We start from the raw sequence: 22,943 nt of genomic DNA on the forward strand, positions 1-22,943 counted from the left end.
CTTAACCAATTAAAGCTCACCAAACAAACCAACTTTCACGCCACAACGAAATAAGAAAAACAACACAAACCCCTTTAGAATAGCTAGTTCAACACCAATACATCTCATTTTGTATCAAGCTCATTTATTTATAAATAGATCGTTACCACGGAAAATATAGATCTATTTATTACACCTTGGTAATTTTATAACATAATAATATAGACGTTTAGCCACTAAAATAGCCGTTAAGCTTGATTTTAATGCCATAGAGATAAAAAAACCGCCATCAGCGCAAGCCGAAGACGGTTTAAACAAGAAAGTAAGTGCGAATTAACGTGTTCTGCGACGTAATCCCAGCAGAGATAGCATTGCCAATCCAAGGTAACCGAGTGAACCACCATCATCTTTCGGTGCTGGCTCTGGCGTAACTGGCGCAGGGTACTCAAGTGCGATGATCACAGGATCGTGATCCGAAGAGCTAAATACATTCTCAGACTTCTCAAGATCACCGGTATATTTACTGCCGTATTCGAACAGATTAGATTCAACCGCATTGATATGCCAATCTTCAATTGCCACCATACGCTTAGCGACACTGGCGTTACCTAATGCATGATCGAGATTGCCCAGCTCACCACTGTAGCTGTAACCGAAGGTCGCAGGCCCATGGGCTTGCGTGTTCAAGTTGATTAAACCATAACCCTTATCAATCTTACTGCCCTCACGCTCATAAATAACACCATCGAGTGTTGTCCATGAAGCGGTCACAATCTCACGGTTAGCAGTCGACGCATCATAATCGGTCAGCACAGCAATAGGATCTTCCATGCCGTAGGCATTCATATCACCGATAACTAACAAGTCACCTTCAATATCGCTAATCGCTTCACCAATCACTTTCGCAGCCGACACACGGAACTCGTTACAATGTCCTTGAAGATCGGCTGGATCTTCATCTTCAGCAAACTCAATCCAATCCTCTAAACACTCAGAACCTTTCGACTTTAGATGACTCACGACTATGGTGAGCTTGTCATCATGAATGCTAAAGGTTTGACCTAAGCTATGACGCTGGTATTTGTTATATTCAGGGCTGGCTTCATCTTCACCACGTGTTGCAACACCTTCTTCAGCATGTTGCTCCGGCGTTTTAATGACGAAGGCACTGCTATCAGGGGCTACCGTTGCAGCGCGGTACAAGATACCGACGGTGATCGCGTCGCTGCCGATAAACTTGCCTTGATACTTATCTTCGTCACTTATCTCGATAAAACTGTAAGCCTCTTCGGCTGACAGCTCAGCATTAATAGCATCGAGTAGGTTCTGGATCGCACTCATCTCACCAAAGCCGTTATTGGCGATCTCCATTAAGCCAACAATATCAGCATTCATGGCCGTAATAGCACTAACCAGCTTTGCGCGCTGAAGTAACATCTCTGCCTCAGTTGAGGCGCCGCGGTTACCATTGGGGGTATCGTCACCGCCAACCATGTCGTTAAAGAAGTTCAGTACATTGAAGCTAGCGACGCGGATATCACCTTGAGTAGCGATAGCAGGTACAGCAGTACGATCGTTTTCACGAATGAGGTCGCCAGCCGTGATCTCATTGGTCACCACCAAACGATAATTACTGTAGCTATAGCCGACAACACCAGCGATATTGGTCAGCTGATCGCCAACACGCATATAACCTGTTTCAGCGTTAAAATCAGGGAAGTAAGGCACTTCACCGTTATTCGCTTTATAGTCAGACTCGATATACAACTCATTGCTGCGGTTCGCCTTTTGCTGTGCTACCGCTTCATCCGAGAGTGGAGCATACACTTGAGTAGGCTTCATTAATGGTGCTATATGGGAGAGCACCATGTTGTTACGGTAGCTTGAATAATCGAAGCTAAAATTGCGAGTGATCCTCATATCGCTACCGGCATCTAGTACAATATGCATACCTTCGTAGCGCTCTAATGCTTGCGCTAGATTCTCTCCATCGGCGACATAAAAAGGAGTAGCAGCGAGCTTTTCACCCTGTTCACCAATTTCAATATTAGCGGCGTCACCTGCAATCTGGGTCTGATTATATCTCTCTTGTACCAACCCCTTAACACAAACTGCCACACCAGCTTGGATACCTTCGGCGGCTTTTTCACCTAAATAGACAAAGACCCCATCAGAGGTATATGGCGATCCATCACCTTGGGCTTCTTGCAGGTAAAAGCCTTTTTGTAATGAGTCGCCACGAGCGGTAACGATCCCCTTTATCGTGACTGTCTCAGCTGACACAAACTCGCCAGTTGGGACTAGAGGACTAGAATCACCAGCGCCCTGCACCTTATAGATGGGCGTGATCGTTTCGCCGACACAACTAAAGGCAGATCCCTCAACATATTCACTAATAAGTACATCTGCATTGGCCACAGCAGGTAAAGCAGCCGCTATTGACAGTGCAAGCACTGACAATCTTTTAACATTATCCATTTTTTCAACCCCATTTTAATACCAGTCAGTATAAAGATGTGATCGCTCAGCGAGTGTTTAGCGCTTTTGAGGCAAGGCAACGAGTGAAGAACATAGTTGTTCTACGTTTAAGCTCGTTAACACAGCATCGGATGCGCTAAGGCTCGCCTGTAAGGAGTATTTTTGGCTGCCTACTTCTGCGTAGAATGAACTCACAAGGGAATAACCATTCCATCATCCATTCGCCTTGAATTAGTTTGCCAAAAAATACTCTGAGTAGATCACTTTCTTATCCTGATTGGTATGAATCCGTTAATTTGTATTAACGTGAGCGATAATTGTCACAGAGTTTTATGACAAAAAATAGATGAACCAGTCACAGATTTAACAGTAAGAGACTGTTATTAATACAGAAAGACACATGAATTAGACTCGACACAGAACACCCTTTCCCTGCACTGAGTTAAGCGTTTAAAAGTCATCAACTTAAGCAAGAACGCTACGAATGTAACCTGCGGGTTAAATACTCGAATTAGAGGTAAATTAATTTTGCAAAAAATGCTGTGAAATGATGTAGCTTGATAAGAGTGGATTAAAAATAGACAGTTACACATTGATTCTAAATGTATTTAGCACAAAAAAACGGCACTGTTGCCGTTAATGGTTTGCGACACTCACGCCTGGCGATTCACTGATTAAGGAATATTAAGAGCAAAGTTCCAAGTGTTCAGCATAGGTTTGAGCCCAGCGAAGTAACTCGACTCGATTGCGCGAGTGGGTCTTTCGGAATATTGAAGAGATATGGGCTTTGACAGTGTGTTCACTGATAAACAGATCATCGGCGATCTCTTTGTTTCTCGCACCACTGGACACCTGTCGAATAATGGTGCGCTCTCTTTTGGTCAACACTTGCAGCACATCTTCGGAATTTTGTGAGTAGTCTTCGCTGGTCTCAAGTCGCTCCACAAGCTGACGGAATATTTTACTGATCAAGGTACGATCATACCAAAGTTCATCGGCAACCATCTTCCTTAACCCCGTCAACATGAGATCCATGCGTTGATCTGAAAAGAGTAAACCACGGATCCCCAATAACAGTGCTGAAGCAGGATCCAGCTTATTTCTATCGACCTGATACAGGGCAACGGGGACATGGGCAACAAGGCGAATGGCTAACAAGGGTATCCCTCTGTTATCCAATGCAGCTCCTTCTTGGCCTATCAGATAAAAGCTATTGCGGCCGTTATCAGGATCTAGATCAGAAACCTGCCTAATCACTCGCGTATTTAATCCGATAGACTCAGCTAAAATAGCCAAATTACATGGCGTAGATAACTGATGAAGAAAAACCAACTCATCAATTTTACCCATCTATTTCCTCCCTGGAAAATTGCTTAACTATCGTAAACAATTTGACCAATATGAACGATTAGGCTCTATTGATCTTTCAAACATAAAGCCAACATATGTCACCATTCTGTCTCGTTTTCATTGGTTTGAATAGCATTAGTTTCCCCTAATAGTGAAAAATCATCAAATGATTATCAAATGATTACGGAATACTTATTACAAGGGGCGGCCTTTTATTGAGAAGAACCAAACCTTAAAAAAATCAGATTCTTAGCAGTGATATTTATCTCCGGCTAAGAAACAAACCTAAACATCACCAGCATTACCCCTTCAGGTCTGACAACTGTTTATCATGGATTTTCACCAAAAACAGCAGTCCCAAGATGGCTCCCAGCAAGGCCATCCCCATATCTGACTGGGTATCCCAAATGTAACCTTGGGTACCTAAAAAAGCCTCAGCATCTTCACCGGTGAGTAGCGCAACCCACCACTCAATTAATTCATAAAATGCCGACAGTGCGAGAGCAAAACAAACACAGATAAAATTGCTCCACCCTCCCGGTTTTAGCACCTCATTGCGCAGCAATATTTCTCTAGCGATAAGCGCAGGAATAAAGCCTTGTGCAAAATGACCCACTTTATCGTAATTATTTCTGTCCCCCCCAGAGACCTCCGCGACCCAATCGAACAGAGGTACCTCTGCATAGGTATAGTGTCCGCCCACCATCAAAATAACGCAGTGGATCAATATCAAAACATAAATCAGAGGCGTTAAAGGAAACCGATTGCGGGTAAAAATCAACACAGGTAATGCGATTAACGCAGGCGCCACCTCCAAAAACCAAGTGAACTGATCTTTGGGATTAATACCCGACCAAACTAGGACAGAGAAGAAAATGACAAACCAGAGCAACTGTTTATTCAAAATTAGAGCCTCATTAGTGAACAATCTGTATTGTTTTAGGATAAGAATAATAACTTTGGCCATCTAGCCCTCCACACTGAACAAAAAAAGTGCTAATTTAGTGCGGATAATAAATAGTATATAAAAATACAGAACAACCTAACTAACATAATACCAACAATTGAAGAGGGTACCTAAATCATGGCGAAACATTCGCTGGACAAGGATAAGATCAAGATCCTGCTTTTGGAAGGCGTCCACCAATCTGCGGTAGATGTATTCAAGCGTGCTGGTTACAGCAACATTGAATACCATAAGGCATCACTTGGAGAGAGTGAGTTAATTGAATCCATAAAAGATGCCCACTTCGTCGGACTGAGATCACGTACTCAGCTGACCGAAGCGGTAATAAGCCAGGCACAAAAACTGGTCGGGATTGGTTGCTTTTGTATCGGTACAAATCAAGTTGATCTCAGCGCTGCTGAGAAAATTGGTGTCCCCGTGTTTAATGCTCCGTTCTCCAACACTCGAAGTGTGGCAGAGCTGGTACTTGGCGAGATCATCATGCTATTTCGCGGGATCCCTCAGCGCAATGCCATGGCGCACCGAGGCGGATGGCTTAAAAGTGCCAGTGGCAGCTTCGAAGCTCGCGGCAAAACACTGGGTGTTATAGGTTATGGCCATATTGGTACTCAACTTGGCATCTTGGCTGAGACCTTAGGCATGCGCGTGATCTTCTTCGATATCGAAGATAAGTTATCACTGGGCAACGCGCAGCAAATTCACTCGATGCAAGAGCTCATGTCTCTTGCCGATGTGGTTAGCTTACACGTCCCTGAAAACCCGCAAACTAAGAACATGATTGGTGAAACAGAACTGTCTTACATGAAAAAAGGCAGCATCTTAATCAACGCTTCTCGCGGGACTGTTGTCGATATCGACGCCTTGGCCGCCGCTCTTAAGTCTGAAAAGATAGCCGGTGCTGCCATTGACGTGTTCCCCGTTGAACCTAAGTCTAACGATGATGAGTTTATCAGCCCGCTACGTGGTCTCGATAATGTCATCTTAACGCCTCATGTGGGCGGCAGTACTCAGGAAGCGCAGGAAAATATCGGCATCGAAGTGGCGGGTAAGCTCACCAAGTACTCTGATAATGGCTCGACTGTGACGGCGGTGAACTTCCCAGAAGTCTCACTGGCTCCCCATAAAGATGCGTCTCGTTTGCTACACATTCACCACAACCGCCCCGGCGTGTTGATCAAGATTAACCAAGCGTTTGCAGAAAAGGGCATCAACATTGCGGCTCAGTATCTACAAACCACGGCTGAAATTGGTTATGTGGTCATGGAAGTCGATTCAGATCAAGCCGATGAAGCCCTTGAACAGATGAAAGGTATCGAAGGTACTATTCGAACTCGTCTGCTTCACTAGAGCTTCGCTATAAAAGAAAAGTTACGGGCGTACAATTGCAAAATTATGCGCCCGATTTATATCCGTAGCCCCTATTTGACGTTACAATCCTCCTCACTTAACGCCCTTTTTTGGATAATGATATGACCCAGTCAGTTTCTCAGCCCTCTTGGAATGCAAGCGAACCACAACTCACCTTTGCCATATTGTCCCACATGGGATTAATGAGCGTGACAGGCGAGCAAGGCCGCAGCTTTATTCATGGCCAGGTCACCACCGACATCAGCTCGCTGGAGAAACATCAATGGAACTGGGGCGCACACTGCGATCCTAAAGGTAAAATGTTAGCCAGCTTCAGAGCTTTTTCTGTTGAAGATGCATTATTCATGATGATGCCGTTAGACACCCTAGCAGCAGACTTGCCTCAGTTGGCTAAATACGCCGTATTCAGTAAAGCCGATCTTGTCGACGTCACCGCTGACTGGACGATTTTAGGTGTCGCAGGAGAGAAAGCACAAGAGTGGGTTAACAACTACTTTGGCGAGGTAAGCCAGCCTGTCACAGAGATCCCTGGCGGAGTACTGCTTAAAGATGGCGCGCGCTTTATCATCGTGATTGAAAAAGCCCCTTCTGTGCCGCTGATCAATTCAATCAGTGAACCAATCCAAGATGCCAGCGTATGGCAAGCCCTTGAGATCCAAGCAGGACTACCCAACCTTGGCGCTTCACATCAAGGCCAGTTTGTGCCTCAGATGTGTAACGTCCAAGCCATTGACGGCATCAGTTTTCAAAAAGGCTGTTACATGGGACAAGAGACCATCGCCCGTATGAAATATCGCGGTGGTAATAAACGTGCGCTCTACATTCTTTCAGGCACAAGCTCACAGCCGCTCACTTTAGAGAGTCGCTTAGAGTTGGCCATTGAAGGTGGCTTTAAAAAGGTCGGTGCGATTATCGAAATGGTGCAAGCTGGCGATCAAGTGCTACTCACCGCCGTACTGCCTAATGACACTGAAAACTCAGCCGTACTTAGAGTTGCAGATGATGAACACTCAAGCCTGACAATTCAGCCACTGCCCTACTCTCTTGAAGATGCTCCACTGGTTTAATCTTCAAGTTAAAGCAGTATAAAAAAGGCGCCTAGTGCGCCTTTTTTATTAGTTTGATTTTAGAATTAGTCATCTAATACCAATCAGTATAAGAAGTTGATCTACTCAGAGTGTTTTTTGGCAAACTAATTCAAGGCGAATGGATGAGATAATGGTTGTTCCCTTGTGACTTCATTCAACGCAGAAGTAGGCAGCCAAAAACACTCCTTACAGGCGAGTTTTAGCGGTTCTGATCCTGTGTTAACGAGCTTAACCGTAGAATAACTATGCTCTTCACTCGTTGCCTTGCCTCAGGACCGCTAAACTCTCGCTGAGCGATCAAATCTTTATACTGATTGGTATAAAGTGCGGTAATAATCTAAAAACTGCTGCAAAGAAGCGTCAATACTGCCACTGTTATCGATAATGACCGCCTGCTTAGGCAAAGCAAGACTATAGGCTCTCGCCCGCGCTAAACGCGCATTGATTTGTGTATCGGTTTCTCGGCCCCGCTGACGTAAGCGTTTCGCTAATGTCGCCTCATCAACCTGCATCAACACAGGAAAGAGCCTGTCACCAAACTTATCCTGCATCTGACCTAGGTACTCTCTCGAACCATTAATCACTACATCTAGACCTTGCTCAAGCCAAGTATCGATCTCATTGCCAACACCATAATAATATTGATGCGCCTGCCAATCGACCGAGAAGAGTCCCAGCTTTTTACGATGCAAAAACTCAGGCTCCGATAACTCAATATGGTTTTCGCCCCCCGCAGTGGCACTGCGAGTAATATAGCGGTGTGCAAATAACACCGAATCTGGCCACTTGTGTCTGACAGCCTGAATAAAGGTGTCTTTACCTGCGCCCGATGGCCCAATCACATAAAACAGCCTACCCATATCTTTATCCTCTTCACACTCAATCAGGAGCGATAACCGCGACTCTGAAGATACCATATCCAGCATAGCGAATGCTGCAAACTCCACAGCAGAAATGCTTTATACAGTCTTCTAAAAAAGCTTAGGGTCGCTTCACGATAGCATTCAACCGCCAGTCAGCTCGCGTCCTCGCTTTACAGCTTCTGCTTATCAGGCTAGCTGAATCTTTATAGTTAGACTTCGTCTAACAACTAACGTCGTGGAATTCCATTCCACACAAGGGCAAGAAGGGGATCAACAGCAATTCCCCTCTTGCATCTCCCCTTGCCGCCCCAACGAAGTTGTTTTCCTCTGGTTTATGGAATAAGTTAGAGTTTTGGCTGCCCTATCTATTGTTGGAGGTTATAGGTGACTTTTCAGCTTCTTCGTTCTTCATTAGTTATTTTCCAAACTTCGTTTGGATTAAGGTCGAGCCTCGCTCCTTGAACTTTTATAGTTAGACTCCGTCTAACAACTAAGTCGTGGAATTCCATTCCCTTCAAGTAATAAAAAGTAGGGCAAGAAGGACTACTCGTCTTTTATCAACAACATCCATGTTTAACAGCCAGTTCGGTGTCCATACCTCTCGCTCAGAAAGCTCATTATCATGACCTTCGCCCTTGCATCCACCATGATGCCCGGCGAAACACTTCTGAGAAGCGAAGAGTTTCCAACGGGGAATAGTTGTAACCTGCGGCAGGTTTTTGATGACAATCAAATTTGTGTAACCCTATGTAATATTTATTTACTGACTTAATGATTTACTTTTAATACCAGACAAAAAATTACAAGTGAGGGATTACATGGCAAAACTAAAACTGAGAAACTGCACTATTTGGGATGTACATTTTTGGCGAGAAGGTGGCAATAGTAAAGCTGTCGTTCAACCAGGAAAAGAGGGCGATTACAAATGGTCGACTACTTATAAGTTAAAAGTCGAACGTGATTCTGTGACACCGAAAGGAAAACACTCTCGCAATGCCGTCAATCAATCTGGGACTTACTACGTAGTATGGAATAACAGTAAACAAGAACTGGATATATTGAGTGAAGCTGAAGCATCTAAATATAAATGGTCAAAAGATAATAAGTACCTTTCTAACTGGTTCACAACCTACCCGAACTGGATGAGTGAATTGAATGACGACCTAACAATAGATCAACTATCTATACCCGGAACGCACGATTCGGGGACTAAGAAAACAGGGCCTGGTCCTGCTCATACTCAAAACTTCGACATTGAAACTCAACTACAAGACGGCATTAGATTTCTTGATATTCGAGTTGGTAATAACTTAGTAATAAACACTCCCCTTGTTCCTACTCCCATGATCAACAAGGAGGATCCATTTAAGATCGTGCATGGGATAGTTGATTGCGGCATCACTTTCAAGGACATTCTCAATACATGCAGTGATTTTTTAAAGCACAACCCACGAGAAACGATCATCATGTTGATGGATGATTATAATGTATCTCCGACCATGGCAGAGGAAGGCTTTAAACATTACCTCAACATGGAGCAATATCAGAATCTATTCTACCTCGGAACCAAGCTTCCACCACTAGGTCAATTACGCGGAAAAGTGGTACTACTGAGGCGTTTTGAAATAGAGAGTTCAGCCGAATTAGGAGTGAACTTAAGTAAAAACTGGCCAGATGATGACACTTTGAGCCTAACAACACCCGATGGTGTTAAGTTTAGAATTGAAGATAATTACAAACAGTGGGATACACATAAGAAAGTAAAAACAGTAGAAAAATGCCTTATTGATGCTGTGACAACTCCTGATGATGAAGTTATTCATATCACATACAACAGTCTATCTTGGGGAATTGGTCGCCATACCCCATACCAGTATGCATGGGGCGGCTCTGGAGTAGACCCCATCATGAATACAACACTACAAGATCATCTAACTAAATTATCTGGCTCTCATCGATTAGGCCTTGTTATTCTTGATTTTTATAATAACAAAGGCAGTGATGGTGATATCGTAGCTGCGATCATACATTCAAATGACGGCGTAACTAAGGTGAAACAAGAAGACATAAAGCAAGCAAGCTGAAAAGATTAGCGGTATTACCAACATGATATATGATGGTAATACCGCATATTTGATGACTAAAAACTGCTCTACCTAACCTGTAAAAACAATTAAACCAGCCACTTTCCAATCTCTTGAATGTATCGAAGCGAAGCGTTCTAGCAGTGAGCTTGCGAACGTACTCGCAGGCACGCAGTGCCGTTCTAGCAGGGCGAAGCCCGCCCTTCTCTGTTTCGAACTCAGTGGTGAGGTTTCGCTTTCCAGTGAGCTAAAGACAGAAATAAAAAAGGCGCTAAAAGCGCCTTGGTGATCTTGCTGATGTCGCTATTTCAAGTTAGTTAAACGCATTGCGCTTAACCAAGGTGCGTCCGTTGGCGAGTTCTGCAGATCTGCTGTCTGCTAATGCCGCGGTACAATTTGTTTTATTGTAAATGTTGCCACAATCCCAACCTATGGGTAGCTCTATTATTGATCCGCCGAAGTTTGCGCCGACGCGAATGGCTGTTTTTAGGTTACTAAAGTTGAAGGTCTTATTACCTGAATTACTGAATACGTGAGTTTGGAAATACAGCGGTTCGCCAACTTGCGTTAGCGCTTGGTAGATATTTCCGCCAGTCGCTTTTTCAGTATGTAATAAGCTGTTGTTACCCAGTACACAGCGATCTCCAATTTGAGCGCGGCAGAAGTTAAACAACTGAATGGCTTTGTTGTAGCTGGTAGATGCGTTACCTGTGCTGTAGTCATATTCTTGATATAAATGGCTGGCAAACAGTGTGGGGGTTTTTTGCCACACCGCATGAGCATTGACCTGATCCTGCAAACATTTATAGTCCTTGGCATTCGTATATGGCATAGAACGACCCGCACTGTTCGTTGCATTACGCATTCTAGCAATGTTAGTTGCACGCACTTCTGAACGACCAGTTCGGTTCCACATAATCTCAGTATGGAAAGTCATACACATAGCGGCACTGACGGCACCAACAGATATATTATTGTCATATCGGTTAGCCAACGCTGCCATCATATTACGGTAATCAGTCTTATATCTTCCCTGCCAGAATAGCGGTAATTCGTGGGTTTGATTTGCTGTTGTATTCTTAAAATGCCAAGGGATAGAACCCACACGGTCTTTTACCCACTGCGGAGCATGAACACCAGCACGGATACGAATAAGCACCTTGTAACCCTTGTTGTTAGAGATACCATTTCGACTATTGTAAGCTCTGGCATTTTGAATTGCGGTGTCAATCAAGCTGTAGTTAAACTGTCCTTTTACAGGCTCCAGATCTGACCAACGGATTTGACAATATCCGCCATCGACTTCACCTCTGGGTAAGTCACAAAAACTGGTTGCGCCAGGCGCTTTTCCTCGTAATACCAAACCGCTGGGAAACTTCTTCAGTGTTGCTCCGTGAACTTCAACACTATTAAATCCAGATAGCATGATAGTTAACATACATATAGCGATAGTTAGTTGTTTCATCACTTTAATCCTCATTTTATTTGAGTGAATGTAACGGGTGTACAGATTATATAAGCGAATCAACATATCATATTTATATTACTTTAAAAGACTTAATAACAGATTAAATAGCGATTTAAATTGGTGATCAATAAAAATAATGGGATTGTATAGATATAAATCATTGAATAAAATAAATTATATAGAAAAATCATCATTATCGATATTATATTAATATAAGATAAATAAATCTAAACGAGTTTATAAATAACAAATGCACTTCCAATGAAGGACTGCTGTAAGTGACAGTGCTATGTTAGAGTTGATATCATCATAATTATCAACAAAATAAGTTAAGCCAATGATAGTTAATCCTAATATATTTAGATTTATAATGCTCAATACTGTGTTGCGGATGTTTGTTATGTTTATAACTTGTCTTTGGGTGCTTTTCTGTCTCGTTATAACGACTGATTATCAATTTTCAGCTGGCATTATCGGCTTTATATTAATATTTTCTTTTCTTATAGCCTTAGTTGAAGACGGTTACATATTCTTATTTAACTGGTATTCACTAGCGTTGAATCACGACTCTTCTACAATCACTGTTTTTAATAGGGGGGTTGCTTATCAAGGAAGCTACATCGTTAGAAAGAAAACCCTCATTGATAAAATGAATAAAGTGAACATTTACTTAATCGATGCCGAACACTTAGGAAAGAGCATTAAAGTAAACTCATTATATTTAAGTCCATCTGACGCCAGTAGAGTGAGGCAATTTATTCGTGAAAACGAAAATGATTGGAATAAGCAGCAGTAAGCCTAGCGACCCACCTCCGGACATGGTTATGTTATCTAAAAATATCCATGCTAAAACCTACCCAGTATCTCCCTGAAAGTATCAATGTGGTAGAGGTCTGGTGTAAGGATATATATTGACGTATTAAAACTGTTATTATCTAGCCACTGTCCATCGTTAATACTTATCATGCTGCCACTGATTTATCACACAATGTACTCCAAATTCCCCCTGCCAGAGGGTCATCGATACCCCATAATGAAGTATCAATATCTCTATGATGCCATCATCGATAAGACGCAGCACGAGAGTGATTGGCGGGAGAAAGTGGCGTTATTTAGCCCTGAAGCGTTAACTTTTGCAGACATTAAGCAAGTTCATAGCGATGAGTATGTAGAACAGTTAGCCACTGGAACACTGCCGGCGAACAAAATGCGCCGTATTGGCTTTCCGTGGAGTGCACAACTTGTACAACGGACGTTGACCTCAGCCGCAGGCACTGTATTAACGGCAAAACTGGCCATTGAACATGGCGTGGCTATCCATCTGAGTGGCGGGTATCACCATGCACATAAAGATTTTGGTAGCGGTTTCTGTCTGTTCAACGATCTGGTGTTAGCAGCTCATTTTGCATTGCAAAGCGAGAATATCGACAAGGTGTTGATCATCGACAGTGACGTACACCACGGCGATGGAACGGCAACCTTATGCCAAGGTCGAGATGACATTATCACCCTATCGTTTCACTGTGATAAAAACTTCCCCGCCCGTAAGCCTGACTCAGATTTCGATGTGCCGTTAACCCGAGACACTGACGATGACACTTTTCTAACGACTTTTAAACAGGTGGTTGAGATGGCAGTTAATCTGCATCAGCCGGATTTGGTCATCTACGATGCGGGAGTCGATCTTCACCAAGATGATGAACTGGGATACCTGAATATTTCGACGCCGGCTATCTACCAGCGTGATTATTTTTTATTCAGCACCATGAAGAGTAGAGGCATACCTGTTGCTGCCGTCGTTGGCGGCGGTTATCGCACTGAACAAACCGCACTCGTCCCAGTGCACTTTCAGCTAATTCAAGCCGCTTTTGATATATACTACTGACCTCAGTCTAAAAGATTTTTAACCTTGGTGTTTTACTTCTTTTCCTCCAAACAAAAGAAAAACAACTCACCACGGAGAAAAGCAAAAAAGCGACAGGGGGCTTAATTCTACTTGTTCGTTCCTAGCACATTGGCTTTCAACTTTCGCCAAGCGACGAGCATATCTTTCTGCCAATTGGCGATGCCAAAGTTATAACGAATACCGCGATGGTAGCCAATATGGCGCACATAACCCTTAGGGAAAATAGCGGCCACAAAATCATGGTCAAAATAGGCTTGGGCTAAGGTTCTTTCGCCGGAGTATTGCGCAATAGGCGCGAGCAGTTGGTAGTCTGACAAGCGTCTAAGCCCTGGGTTGAAAGTAAAACCATGCCAAGGCACATTTGCGTGTCTTTGATGATTTACGATCATCAGTTGATATTGAATATCAGGACTATTCTTGCAAGCAAGCAGCCTAGGCTCTACAGGATGATCATTGGTATCGTTCTGCTCACGCAGCCAAATGGTCACTATCTTTTCATCGCTATCTAACACTTCGAATGAATCTTCAATAAAACCAGCGCGATAAAACTCCCAATCATCTTCACAATGAAAGATATAATCAGAAGTCACCACAGAATAGGCTCTTTCTATACTTTTCATTTGCCCTAACTGAGTAGGGTTATCTAGCACTGTAAAGTCAATTGCCGGAAATTTTGCCAGCGTTTGCCTCAATAGCTCTACATTATGGCTATCTTCAATCACTATATACTGTGCGATAGGATAAGTATTAAATTTAAGAAAGCTGACTATCGTTTGTTCAAGTAAATCAAATCGATTACAGCTAGTAATCACCAGTGATACGGCATGCATATTCATATATCCATTAAATTAACAGAAGCTAAATCAACCAAGCTTTTAGAATAAAAAAACAAGATAACCCATCTTTATTAACATCTACAATCCCAAGACAAAAAAATACTTGTAAAGCAATGGCTTTACTCAACTGAGTTGACATCGCTCCATGTAATTAATCGAGTAAGCGAACCGAGCTACTCATCATCAAAATAAGATGAATTATCACGATTATGCACCTAAAACCCTACTCGGACTCTGTCAAAAAAGAAGCCTCAAACACCATCAATCACAAGAATCAAAAAAACTAGACAGTCTTAACGACATGGCTTCGTCATATTTCCAGTGATTGAAGGGTTGAATTTGAGACATAAAAAAATCCGAAGTTAGCGATAACTTCGGATTTTTGTCTTGCTAGAGGCTGTGTACTGAGTTAATCACTTAGTCACTGCACTCATCAAGGTTAGCAAGGATTAGTCATTATCAATGATAATGATCTGGTCCTTCTTGTAGTCAACGCCTTTACCGACAATCCAAGCGGCAAAGTAGAACTTCTCGTTACCTTCAACAAGCGTGTCATCAATTGCTTGATAGCTTACGACCACTTCACTTACGCCAGCAGAAAGGTTAAGTACCTTGAAATCTAACAGGTCTAAGTCGTAACGATAATCAACTGAACCATCAGAGTAGATCATCTTAACGGTCACATTGATATCAAAACCTTTCTTAGCTGTGTTGTTGATAAATTGAATGTGCATCGGCGTATTGCGATAAGTTGTTTCGCTCAGCTGAATTGTGCTGCGAGTTGAAGCACCTTCAGTGATCTGCTCATCTGCAGTTGTCATCTCACTGATGATAACAGTGTTAGCCGAGTGGTCACTGCCAATATCAGCAATGTGCGTAGCTAAATCTGCTTTATCAGCGTCTAACCATGCATGTAGCTCAACGTTCTTACCACTGTCATTCACGCCATCAACAAGTGTTAGTACACGTAGTTTAACGTGATCAGTGCTTTTAGGAACCGACAAGCTATTTGCTGAATTGATGTCTACGACAACAGGCCAAGTCGCGCCATTATCGAAGCTTGCATACACTAAGCTGCTGTAATCAATTTTCACTTTGCCCGTGTTTTCAGCAAACTCTAGGTTGATGCTGCGATTAGCGACAGTTGAACCTGTCAACGCCACGTCAAACACAAGATCATTACCATCAAGCTCACCACTAATGCTGTCTACGCTAACACCTTGAGCATCAACCGCGATAACACGCATTGAATGTGGATGTGAAAAATCAAGGTACTGGCCGTTGTAAGCTAAAACGTGAGTTCTATCTTCTGCAGGAACATTACCGGTAAATACCGCTAAATGGTTGTAAGAAAGGTTATCAAAATCACTTAGCATCACGCCTAGACCTTGCGGAGCCTCGACATCAACTTGGTGATTGTAGATCCAACGTGGTAGCGAGTAACCAGAGCGTTGTCCTGCAGGTAGACAGTATCGTTCACTTGTCTGTCTGCTAATAATACAGGCTTCAGGGGCTTTTTCGACTTCAACAACGCGCATAGAACGTGGTGCTGAAAAATCTAAATATTGACCATTTCGTGCATGCACGTTTTCAAGTTGGGCGTTACCTGTGTTACCAGTAAACACAGCAAGACGGTTGTAAGACAAGTTGTCCCAATCCGACAGCATCACACCTAAACCGTTAGGCGCAATCACATCCACTTCATGTCCGTAGATATGTGCAGGTAACGAGTAACCAGAGCGCTGACCAGCACTCAAACAATATTGCTCACCCGTCTCACGGCTCTTGATACATGCTTGTGCAGCAGGTTTGCCTGATGCAACAACGCGCATTGAATGTGGACGTGAAAAATCCAGGTACTGTCCGTTATACGCTAAAACGTGAGTTCTATCTTCTGCAGGAACATTACCGGTAAATACCGCTAAATGGTTGTATGACAAATTATCATAATCACTCAGCATCACGCCCAGCCCTTGTGGAGCAACAACATCAACTTGATGATTGTAAATCCATGCTGGTAGTGAGTAACCTGAACGTTGGCCATTCTGAAGACAATATTTAGCATTGGTTGAACGGCTAACAATACACGCCTCTGGCTGTGCTTGTACCGCTGTTACACGCATAGATCTCGGGTTAGAAAAATTTAATCGACTGCCATTACGGGCGATAACATTGTCTAATTTTTCATTGCGAGTATCGCGGGTAAAGGTGGCTAAACGGTTGTATGAGAGGTTATCCCAATCACTTAACGTGATAGCTAAGCCATTTGGCACAACAAGATCAACTTCATGACCCTTTATATATGAAGGTAATGAATACCCAGAGCGTTCTCCTGCAGAGAGACAATACTGCTCACCCGTTTGGCGGCTAACAATACACCCTTTTACTTCAGCAGATTGAGCTTGTTCTTCAGCTGCTGAAGTAGAAACATAGCCTAGAGAAGAGATGGTAAACCCTGCCATTAACATCACAGATTTAATCGACATCTTAAAATTCCTACATGTAACTTGGTTTCATGCCTCGTGCATCAGTTTTCTAATTCACTGCACACACAAACAACCCAGTATTAGTTATCAACATTAACAAAATGATTTTTTGTTTTTATTAAAGAAGTTAATTATCAAAAACTTAACTCCGATATTTTATTCGTCATAATGTCTCAACAGTGAAATTTAGGTGCTTAATGTATAAAAATAAACGAACACCTTGTAAATATCACAAACACAGCATTAACACTGCGAACACAAAATATACATTAAACCAAGATAATATCAATGGCAGTCACAAAACTTTTGGTTACACTTTAAAGTAGTGAATCAAGCTGCCAATCGTTAAATTATCGACATATCCATCTAAAATCAAAAGCTTAAGATTAAGTGTTTATGGCTATTTTGTAGTACACAAATATATTTTAAAAGTGTCGTATGTCAGTCCTCAGCGTATCAACCAATGAAAATGCTACTGTTAACGTCTCATATATTGAGTCATTAACGTTTTTTCACAATGAATGTTTACTCAAGATTACTGCATTTTATGATGATGACTAATAACTGAACGTTAACTGAATGGGTGCCTGTATAAATCACAGTACAAGTGTATCTAGGGGAGATTCACCTAACCAAAAAATCATGGAGGTTGTTCAACAAAATAGATAAAACAGCATGTTTAGGTAAATATTGTCTTTACTCACTATTTAGTGCAGTTAACTAAGTGGAATAGAAGAAAATAGAGCAGGTTATGCAAGATGATTTAAGCAGCAATACATGGCCAAATATGACCATGTATTCATAATACCCCATATATACACGTAAAGAATCGCGGGAAAGCTACGACTTTATTTGGAATAGATCCCAATCTCTCGTTGAGTAGAACTCCAAAACTTCTCCCACTTTCTCACTTGGCCAGTTAGGCCTTGTTCAACCGCTTCTTGTAGGCTTTCCTCGACAAGTACACCTAACGTAAGTTTGGCAACCTCCTTCCCTTCCAGATGTTCGAGCAAGCGACGATATGAGTTGAGAAAATAGTATTTACCACGGTTATTCGCTCGGGAAAATTTGTACTGCATGATATCAATGGCAAGTTTTAGCGAAGAATCAATTTGATTCTCATCAAGCTTCATCGACATTAACACCCCCGCCATTTCGACCATCTGCGTTGCGTCATTACAAGGTTGACTGCAATACTCCCCCTGCCACTCTTGATGCATATATTGCGACAAGAAAAACTCATAAATAGACATATATTGACGAGTCGTTCCCCTCCCGAGCAAACCTCCTAAGGTATAGGGATCATCTTGATGCTTCAGCATCAAGGCATAGGTGACCTTAAATGAACGATGATACTTATCTGAATCAGTATTGTGCTTAACGTAATCAGAGTACTCTTCTGAGGTGTAATCCATAGGATCAAAGTACTTAATCGAGACCTGATCCCACCACTCAGGCTTAGGAACCGCAGTTTCAAACGCAGGCCACCTGGGCCAATCGGCCTCAGCTTCGCGCTCCGCTTGCAACTGATTATTCTGCTGAGTAAAGCTCAATATGTTCACCACTATCGGCAGGATAAACATCACTAATACTAGATAAATCAGCTGGCGACGCCTTTCCTTCGTCAATGCGCTTTGGCGGCTGACCAGTGTTGCCATCAGCAAGGCAGCCCCGAAAACAAGGCTGCTGATAAAAAACATCATCCAAAAGTGCAGTGGCTGACTTATCCGTGTTTTAGGCTTGGCAGTTTCGTTATAATAGATGGCAATATCATCGCCCTTGTTAACGGTTCCATACACTAAAGGAGCCAGTTCACTAACCAACTCAATTTTGTCTTTTTTATATGGGTTTTCGAATTGATAGAGGATCTTAAGAGAGGTTGATACAGTGCGGCTACTGCCAGTACCTGAGGAGCTTTGAGAGGCATACTTATCGGTCACAACCGCGGTTAACTTAACGCTCTGCTCAATATAAAGTAGATTATTAATCCCAACAGTTCCTGTCACTAACGCTAATAAAAATACGACAGTCCAAAGAAAGTAACTGACCTTAATCAACGCTTTTTCCTTTTTTAATACTTCACCCTGCACTGATGCTATCTCCTTACCGTTATTCATTTAGTTAACGAAAACAAACTTTATATTAATTAATGACTACACCATACATCTTCGACTTAGGACTTTATAACTAAAGCCTTAAAAAAATAACATCACAACTCATACTAATGATTTACAGAAATCGAAAATCACAATAAATCATTACCAACATTACTTTACCCATAACCTAATGAGATGGTTATTTATAATCACTATTCAATGAATACGCTAACAACATTAATCAAACAGTGTTTCAAATCAATCTATTTTACCTATCAAAACAATCGGTATATTTTACTTGTCAGCCTTTATCATTGATGTAGTTTAAACTCACTATTATTTAAAAGGGTAAGTATGAAAAATACAACTTTATATTTACTCCTGTTTTTAATTACATTTTATTCAGCGCCAGCTAAAACGACTGACGATGCTATTTATTCTTTAGCTATTCAGTTCTTTGAACCATTACCCATGACAATGCCAGGAAGCAGTAATGACAATAAATCAAAAATAGAGCTCGGTAAGCGACTTTATTTTGAGAAGGCATTATCCATCAATAAAACCCAATCGTGTAATTCATGTCATGACTTACTGGGCTTAAGTGAAAATTCAGAGGCTGGCTCGGTTCCAGGAACAGGTACTGACAACTTGCCGGTTTCAATTGGTGCTTTGGGGATTGCAGGCACGAGAAACAGCCCAACCACTTGGAATGCAGGTCTACAGTTCTCTCAATTTTGGGATGGAAGAGCGAGTAACTTAATCGAACAAGCAAAATTGCCAATACTCAACCCAATTGAAATGGCACTCCCTTCAGAGAAGGAGGCGCTCATTAGATTGAAAAAAATCGGTTATCTAGACTTATTCATTAATGCCTTTCCAAATGATGCTGATCCACTTAATTTTTATAATATAACCGATGCATTGTCAGCATTTCAACGCACCTTAATATCTGAAGACAGGCTTGATCAGTTTTTAAAGGGTGATAAAAACATTTTATCTAAACAAGAAAAGTCGGGGTTAAAAACATTTATCACTGCAGGTTGTGTAGCGTGCCACAACGGCCCTCTTCTCGGAGGACAAATGTTTACTCGAATGGGAGTGGTAAATCCATATCCAAATAATACCGATAAAGGCAGAGCCCATATAACACAAGATCCTGCCGATAATTTCATTTTTAAAGTACCGTCATTAAGAAACGTATCCAAGACCGCTCCTTATTTTCATGATGGTGCAGGAATAACATTAGAACAAGCCGTTAAAGATACTGCATTCCATCAGCTTGGTATCAAATTAACCAATGAAGAAACTCAGAGGATAACGAGTTTTTTAAACACATTAGAAAACTTAAAAGTAGTGACCAAATAATATTAACGTTAGAGAACTGTTTGAAAGAACCTAAATAATATTCGCACTTATATTTCAATGGAACGGAGTAATTATGATGCTAAAAAAAACGATATTATCTTTTATGATATCAGCGGTGATGGTCACTGCGACCTCTGCGGTCGCAAATGAAACCCCTAAATCAAATCAATTCTGGTGGCCAGAGCAATTAGATTTAACCCCTCTTAGAAATCACTCAGCCGAATCAAGCCCGCTAAATAGCGAGTTTGATTATGCTGCAGAGTTCGAAAAACTGGATTTAGCGGCGGTTAAAAGTGACATTGATAAAGTACTCACCAATTCGCAAGATTGGTGGCCAGCAGATTATGGTCATTACGGTCCCTTCTTTATCAGACTCGCCTGGCATGCAGCAGGTACCTATAGAACTCACGATGGTCGAGGCGGAGCAGGAGGCGGACAGCAACGTTTTGATCCACTCAATAGTTGGCCTGATAATGTCAACTTAGACAAAGCAAGAAGGCTTTTGTGGCCGATAAAACAGAAATATGGCCAAAGTATCTCTTGGGCAGATCTGATTGCCTTAACCGGTAACGTCGCATTAGAATCAATGGGTTTTCAGACCTATGGTTATGCCGGCGGTAGAGAGGATGATTGGGAACCTGATCTCGTCTATTGGGGACCAGAAAGTAAATTTCTAACCGATGAAAGACGTGATAAAAAAGGCAAACTTAAAGGCCCCCTAGCGGCCGTTGAAATGGGCCTTATCTACGTCAATCCTGTCGGGCCACACGGTAACCCTGACCCACTACTGGCTGCTAACGATATTAGAATGTCTTTTGGTCGTATGGCCATGAACGATGAAGAGATAGTTGCACTTATTGCCGGCGGACATACTTTTGGTAAAGCTCACGGGGCGGCAAAGCCTGACAAATGTGTAGAAGCAGAACCCGCCGCTGCCGGAATTGAAGAGCAAGGTTTAGGTTGGAAAAACAAGTGTGGTAAAGGTTCTGGCGCCGATACGATATCCAGTGGATTAGAAGGTGCGTGGACAATTACACCAACGCAATGGACCACTAATTACCTCGATAACTTATTTACTTTTAACTGGGTTAAAACCAAGAGTCCAGCTGGCGCCATTCAATGGATCCCAGATACCGATACCGCCTCGAACTTAGTTCCCGATGCCCATGATGCCACAAAGCGTCATGCTCCCATCATGTTCACGACCGATATCGCAATCAAAGAAGATCCTAAATTTAGAGCCATTGCAGAGCGATTTAGAAAAGATCCTAAAGAGTATGAACTCGCTTTCGCAAAAGCATGGTTCAAGTTAAATCATCGCGATCTCGGGCCTAGATCTCGCTATCTAGGTAATGAAGTGCCAACTGAAGTCCTCATGTGGCAAGACCCGATCCCAGAAGTAAACCACACGCTCGTCAGTCAATCTGACATCACTAAGTTGAAGTCTGAGATCATGAAGTCAGGCCTTTCAATTCAAGATCTTGTGCTTACCGCTTGGGCTTCTGCGTCGAGCTACCGAGGAACCGATATGCGTGGCGGTGCAAATGGCGCTCGCATCGGACTTTCCCCGCAAAAAGATTGGGAAGTCAACAATCCTAAACAACTCGCTAAAGTGTTAAAGACACTGGGGAAGATTAAAGATAAATTTAATAAGAAATCTAAAAAGGCCCAAATTTCTCTTGCCGATATCATCGTGTTAGGTGGTGCAGCAGCCATTGAGAAAGCAGTAAAAGAGGCTGGATTTAATAATAAGGTACCATTTGCCCCAGGCAGAATGGACTCAACCCAAGCAATGACAGATGTAGCTTCTTTTGAAGTGCTTAACACCCCAGCGGATGGCTTTAGAAATTACTACTCTACAGACAGTACCAAGTCACCCACTGAGATGTTAATTGAGAAAGCGGATCTGCTCACGCTAACAGTACCTGAGATGACAGCATTAGTCGGTGGAATGAGAGCATTATCAGCCAACGCAGATGGGTCTAACAATGGCGTGTTCACCGATAACCCTGGCGCGTTATCAAATGATTTCTTCGTCAACCTACTCGACATGTCGGTTAGGTGGTCAAAGAAACCTGGCAGTGAAAACATCTATGAAGGATATGACAGAAAAACAGGAAAGCTAAAATGGACCGGCACACCTGTTGATCTCATTTTTGGTTCCAATACGGAGCTGCGTGCCATAAGCGAAGTGTATGCTTCTGCTGATGCCGAAGAGATGTTTATTACTGACTTTATCGCAGCGTGGCAAAAGGTCATGACAAATGACCGATTCGATCTGCAATAACAGAAGATAAAGCCGTGTGTATTGATAGCCTTATCATCACACGGTAAACATAGCCCTCCCCCATGATAAACACGTTTTATTTTGGGGGCTTGGCTATACACAACCTAAGTGAACATCGATCTATTAGTATCAATCCGCTCAACTCCTTGTTACCTAATGTTGAGAACATTCCCCTTGAATTAGTTTGCCATAAAACACTCCGAGTCTGACGAATCCCCACAAAAAGAGATGAATAAATAATGAGATAGGTGAAATAGTGAGGAACATTCATGGCATTTGGTGATCAAATTTATCGCCAAACAAAAATTACCACGAGTAAATG

Annotated in this window: 15 protein-coding genes; 7 read left to right on the forward strand and 8 right to left on the reverse strand. The window is 42.3% G+C overall.

Going from position 1 to position 22,943, the window contains the following annotated elements:
• Window positions 1–312 precede the first annotated feature (312 nt).
• From FN961_RS08905 to FN961_RS08915, 3 genes are all read right to left on the reverse strand, one after another.
• Window positions 313–2,457 (reverse strand): ExeM/NucH family extracellular endonuclease, encoded by a 2,145-nt coding sequence (locus FN961_RS08905; protein WP_143564193.1) that lies wholly within the window; start codon window positions 2,455–2,457, stop codon window positions 313–315.
• Window positions 2,458–3,141: 684 nt separating this feature from the next.
• Entirely contained in the window at window positions 3,142–3,807 is a 666-nt protein-coding gene (locus FN961_RS08910) for a response regulator transcription factor (RefSeq protein ID WP_143564194.1), read from the reverse strand.
• A 301-nt stretch (window positions 3,808–4,108) separates the two neighbouring features.
• A complete protein-coding gene (locus FN961_RS08915) occupies window positions 4,109–4,711 on the reverse strand; it encodes a DUF2238 domain-containing protein (protein ID WP_143564221.1) in 603 nt (200 codons plus the stop codon).
• Between the two features lie 180 nt (window positions 4,712–4,891).
• On the opposite strand from FN961_RS08915, the gene serA reads away from it, so the two are divergent.
• Together serA and ygfZ are read left to right on the forward strand one after the other, a co-directional pair.
• A complete protein-coding gene (gene serA, locus FN961_RS08920) occupies window positions 4,892–6,121 on the forward strand; it encodes a phosphoglycerate dehydrogenase (protein WP_143564195.1) in 1,230 nt (409 codons plus the stop codon).
• Window positions 6,122–6,243: 122 nt separating this feature from the next.
• Window positions 6,244–7,209: a tRNA-modifying protein YgfZ gene (gene ygfZ / locus FN961_RS08925; RefSeq protein ID WP_143564196.1), complete on the forward strand. Its 966-nt coding sequence runs from the start codon at window positions 6,244–6,246 to the stop codon at window positions 7,207–7,209.
• Between the two features lie 326 nt (window positions 7,210–7,535).
• Here the strand turns inward: ygfZ and phnN are convergent, their stop codons facing one another.
• Window positions 7,536–8,090, reverse strand: a complete 555-nt coding sequence (gene phnN / locus FN961_RS08935; protein WP_143564197.1) for a ribose 1,5-bisphosphokinase — start codon at window positions 8,088–8,090, stop codon at window positions 7,536–7,538.
• 821 nt (window positions 8,091–8,911) lie between these two features.
• Here phnN and FN961_RS08940 point away from each other — a divergent pair.
• Entirely contained in the window at window positions 8,912–10,177 is a 1,266-nt protein-coding gene (locus tag FN961_RS08940; RefSeq protein ID WP_143564198.1) for a phosphatidylinositol-specific phospholipase C, read from the forward strand.
• Window positions 10,178–10,490: 313 nt separating this feature from the next.
• Here FN961_RS08940 and FN961_RS08945 read toward each other — a convergent pair whose 3' ends face one another.
• Window positions 10,491–11,642: a hypothetical protein gene (locus FN961_RS08945; protein ID WP_143564199.1), complete on the reverse strand. Its 1,152-nt coding sequence runs from the start codon at window positions 11,640–11,642 to the stop codon at window positions 10,491–10,493.
• A gap of 373 nt (window positions 11,643–12,015) precedes the next feature.
• Between FN961_RS08945 and FN961_RS08950 the strand changes: the two genes are divergently transcribed.
• Both FN961_RS08950 and FN961_RS08955 read left to right on the forward strand, forming a co-directional pair.
• Window positions 12,016–12,441: a hypothetical protein gene (locus FN961_RS08950; protein ID WP_143564200.1), complete on the forward strand. Its 426-nt coding sequence runs from the start codon at window positions 12,016–12,018 to the stop codon at window positions 12,439–12,441.
• 168 nt (window positions 12,442–12,609) lie between these two features.
• The gene (locus FN961_RS08955) at window positions 12,610–13,530 is read left to right on the forward strand and encodes a histone deacetylase family protein (RefSeq protein WP_143564201.1); all 921 of its coding nucleotides are present in this window, start codon (window positions 12,610–12,612) and stop codon (window positions 13,528–13,530) included.
• 107 nt (window positions 13,531–13,637) lie between these two features.
• Here the strand turns inward: FN961_RS08955 and FN961_RS08960 are convergent, their stop codons facing one another.
• The 3 genes from FN961_RS08960 to FN961_RS08970 all read right to left on the reverse strand — a co-directional run bounded on the left by FN961_RS08960 (window position 13,638) and on the right by FN961_RS08970 (window position 18,990).
• Window positions 13,638–14,381, reverse strand: coding sequence for a glycosyltransferase (locus tag FN961_RS08960; RefSeq protein ID WP_229814636.1), 744 nt, complete (start codon window positions 14,379–14,381; stop codon window positions 13,638–13,640).
• A gap of 455 nt (window positions 14,382–14,836) precedes the next feature.
• Complete coding sequence (locus FN961_RS08965) at window positions 14,837–16,873, reverse strand: leukocidin subunit S (RefSeq protein WP_143564203.1); 2,037 nt, start codon at window positions 16,871–16,873, stop codon at window positions 14,837–14,839.
• Between the two features lie 848 nt (window positions 16,874–17,721).
• Complete coding sequence (locus FN961_RS08970) at window positions 17,722–18,990, reverse strand: hypothetical protein (protein ID WP_143564204.1); 1,269 nt, start codon at window positions 18,988–18,990, stop codon at window positions 17,722–17,724.
• Window positions 18,991–19,323: 333 nt separating this feature from the next.
• Here FN961_RS08970 and FN961_RS08975 point away from each other — a divergent pair, with 333 nt between their 5' ends.
• Window positions 19,324–20,334 carry a cytochrome-c peroxidase gene (locus FN961_RS08975; protein WP_143564205.1) on the forward strand — a complete coding sequence of 337 codons (1,011 nt, stop codon included), beginning with the start codon at window positions 19,324–19,326 and terminating at the stop codon, window positions 20,332–20,334.
• 76 nt (window positions 20,335–20,410) lie between these two features.
• Entirely contained in the window at window positions 20,411–22,621 is a 2,211-nt protein-coding gene (gene katG / locus FN961_RS08980; protein WP_143564222.1) for a catalase/peroxidase HPI, read from the forward strand.
• Window positions 22,622–22,943 lie beyond the last annotated feature (322 nt).

The sequence above is a fragment of the Shewanella hanedai genome (assembly GCF_007197645.1).
Taxonomy (GTDB): domain Bacteria; phylum Pseudomonadota; class Gammaproteobacteria; order Enterobacterales; family Shewanellaceae; genus Shewanella; species Shewanella hanedai.